Below are 2,351 nucleotides of genomic sequence, written 5' to 3'. Positions count from 1 at the left end.
GTTCCACGACACGCCTCATCAATATGACTGGAGAGATCATCGGCCAATCACCCAGCTTTTCAAAAGCACCCTCGTTCCAGAACGCACTGGTACAGAGCCTGGCGGGAGCAAACACAATGCTCATCAATCAACATACCAGAGTACTTTTGGCAAGGACACCGAACGACGCAAAGATACCCGCACATGACTGGCTCGCTTATCTTCTCGTCAGTGGCGCGGGTGGAACTATTATTTTCGACAAAGAGCCAACCCTTGACTATCGGCAACATGACCGCAATCTGATTGGAGCAAATACGGGGATCAAAGCAAAATTGAGTCGATTGAAAAATATGTTTTCTGGTCGCTTCAAAGATTGGAACTCGCAAAATATTTTAATCCTTGAGAATACTCAGGACGCACTCTCGAAGCAGAACCTTGAATACTTCCAAGACTTTTCCGCTGCCCGTCAAAGCGGGTTGCTCAAACGAGTATCCTTGATATTAAAGTCCGGGGTCTATAGACAAACTGCCTCAGGCTCGGCCAGCCTATGGATTGCCGTCATATTCAACAAAATATAGCAAAGACTGTGCCCCATAGCGATTTCCATTTCGCGACCACAGTGCTTCCTAGTCTTCCCTCCCCGCCCCGAACTTCAGAACCAGAAAGACAATGGGTAAATAGGCAGACCCCAGAGCAAGAAAGCCGTCAATGAGGTCACTTGCAACGAGGGCTGCAACCGGGAGCAACCAAAAGAGATTTATTGCTCCAACAAACAATGTCACTTTCTTATGACTGCCAAAAGCTCTAGAAGCGCGCTGATAGGCGTGACTTCTGTGAGCCTGGTAAATTTTTTTACCCTGCAATAGCCTTCGCAGTAAAGTAACCGTTGCATCAACGATAAAAAAGCCCAACAAGATCAGCCAACTCCACAAGAACTCCACCTTGGCCGCACCAGCCCAAAGCGCCATGCCTCCCAAGGTGATCCCCAAAAAGCCGCTACCGGCATCCCCCATGAAGATTCTTGCGGGTGGAAAATTCCAGCAAAGAAAGCCAGACACAGCGCCAGCGAGAATTAGCGGCCCCCATACAAGTTCGGTAGTTCCCACCCACCAATAAATCAGGCACATCCCAAGACAAACGGTCACGGCCTCAATACTGGCCAAGCCATCAATACCGTCCATAAAGTTGTACAGATTCAGCATCCATACCAAATATATCAAAGCTAAAAAATTTCCAGTCCAGCCTAGACCCAGCAACTGCCCCATTACCGTTAGAACGGGCAACCCGCCAAGCCAGTAAAGCCCCCAACCAGCAGCTGTAAAATGTCCTAATAAACGCCATCTCGCGGCGATGTGACCATGATCATCTGCGAACCCAATCACAGCGACAAGTACACCTGCGCCCAATAATCCGAAGCATGTTGAATACCCAACGAGGCCCATCTGAGCAAGAAACAGTAACGCCCCAAAAAAACATACAACAATCGCCACTCCACCGCCACGAGGGGTGGGCAGAGAATGTGAACTCCGGTCGTTGGGAATATCAAGCAATCTGCGCCTCAATGCGTAACATCGAAGGATCAGCGTCATAAGCCACGATGCTACACCAACGCCCAAAACCGACCATAAGATATTCATTTTCGCTGTCCTTCCAGGAAGTACCTTGCGGTCCTCCTCATGACATTTCCTATGTTAGCGGGAGGAACCCAACCCAATAAGTCTCGATTTTTTTGTATATCGACGAGTAACGACTTACACAAGCGCTGAGCAAGCGCTTGCCTCCCCACCAGATATGCCCCCCGCATCAACATCCATCTCGGAACATAAAACAAATAACTCGGGACACCTAGAGCAGCGCAAAGCCGCGTTAGCAACTCACTGACAGATAGATCTTCACCATCGCTCACTAAAAATATCTGGTTCGCTGCCGCAGGATGATCTATGCATGTAATTATGAAGTCCACGAGATTCGGCAGCGCGACCATACTCCGCTTATTTCCAAGCCCCCCCAGAGGCAAAGGTATTTTCTTATCGAGCAAAGCGAGCATTTGAAGAAAGTTGGCTTTGACTCCCGGCCCGTACACCAACGGCGGGCGGATGATCACTATCTCCATCGCCGCTTCCTTACCCAGTTTCATCAACGCCTCTTCAGCCTCATACTTTGACACACCGTACGGGTCTTCAGGATTGGGTACATCATCGGCGCTAAACGGCTTCCCTGGCGTGGAAAACTCACCATTTACTTTGATCGAACTGATGTAAATGAACCGCTTGACACCGGACTCGGCCGCCCGCCGAGCCAAGGCAAGCGTTCCTTCTACGTTCAACTTACGAAACTCGCTGAGTGCGTCAGTTGCAGTCTCATTCATGACA

Annotated in this window: 3 protein-coding genes; 1 reads left to right on the top strand and 2 read right to left on the bottom strand. The window is 49.6% G+C overall.

All coding sequences use genetic code 11. The annotated features are described in order from the left end of the window. A partial coding sequence (locus tag AC1DSN_RS21445; protein ID WP_477332765.1) for a glycosyltransferase family protein occupies positions 1-557 on the top strand: 557 nt, incomplete at its 5' end. Between the two features lie 48 nt (positions 558-605). On the opposite strand, the gene AC1DSN_RS21440 is transcribed toward AC1DSN_RS21445, so the two are convergent. Continuing rightward, entirely contained in the window at positions 606-1,616 is a 1,011-nt protein-coding gene (locus tag AC1DSN_RS21440; RefSeq protein WP_477332763.1) for an MraY family glycosyltransferase, read from the bottom strand. Continuing rightward, positions 1,613-2,351, bottom strand: a 739-nt coding sequence (locus AC1DSN_RS21435; RefSeq protein ID WP_477332761.1) for an NAD-dependent epimerase/dehydratase family protein, incomplete at its 5' end; no start/stop codon positions are given. The genes AC1DSN_RS21440 and AC1DSN_RS21435, both read right to left, overlap by 4 nt.

The sequence above is a fragment of the Luteibacter sp. P4_D7_3 genome (assembly GCF_056401735.1).
Note: the sequence above shows the minus strand (reverse complement) of the source record. Positions and strands in the feature narration are given on the sequence as shown.